The sequence below is a fragment of the Pseudoalteromonas sp. RWi3 genome (assembly GCF_054960735.1).
Window position 1 is genome coordinate 1 of the sequence record NZ_JBHNYL010000040.1, and the last position, 998, is coordinate 998.

General features: G+C 39.6%; 1 pseudogene. It reads left to right on the forward strand.

The annotated features are described in order from the left end of the window. Positions 1-970: pseudogene (locus tag ACFI4Z_RS19040) on the forward strand (IS3 family transposase); the annotation flags it as partial. Positions 971-998 lie beyond the last annotated feature (28 nt).

Consider the following 998-nt stretch of genomic DNA (forward strand, 5'->3'; position numbering starts at 1 on the left):
TAGAAGACTTGCGCCTAAAGGATTTAGTTAAAGATGAAATGATTAATATCATGGATGAAGAGTATGGAGCGGGCTTGCGAAAAAAGTACATATCCGAGCTATCACGCGTGCAAAAGAAAAACAGCAAGTAAAACTGACACCGTTATGCCGTGCATATGGCATAACACGACAAGGTTATTATCAAGCTATACGCAGAATAGATGCTCGGAATAAAGAATTGAAACCAGTCAAAGAGCTAGTGATGTACTGGCGACAATTCATGCCTCGTATTGGTGGGAAGAAGCTGTATCTGATGATAAAGCCTGCGCTGCAAGAGCGTGGTATTAAACTAGGCCGTGATTGTTTTTTTGATTATTTGAGAGAACATGATTTTCTTGTAAAACCAAAGAAAAATTACACTAAAACAACACACAGTAACCATTGGATGCGCAAGCACCCCAATTTACTTAAAGAGCATACGCCTACTGCGGCCGAGGAAGTCTTTGTTAGTGACATTACATACGTAAAGTCAGCACAAGGCGTGCATTACCTGTCGTTAGTTACTGATGCGTATAGCCGAAAAATAATGGGTTATGAGCTGAGTGATGAAATGAAAGCAACCGATGTAGTCAAAGCATTAGAGATGACGATTAAACAGCGCGTATATAAACGTGATGCGATTCATCATTCAGACCGAGGGCTACAGTATTGCTCTGAAGTGTATCAAAATGCGTTATTAAAAGAGGGAATTAAGCCATCGATGACAGATGGATATGATTGTTATCAAAACGCATTAGCGGAGCGGATTAACGGAATCTTAAAACAAGAATTTTTACTCTATACATGTCGCAATATACAAGAGTTAAAACGACTCGTTGAAGAGTCAATATTCATATACAATGAAATACGACCGCATTTGAGTTTGGGAATGAAAACACCAAATCAAGTGCATAAAAAAGACCTGGCGCTTTCGCACCAAGTCTCTCATTAAAACCGTCAACCTATTTCAGGACGGGACA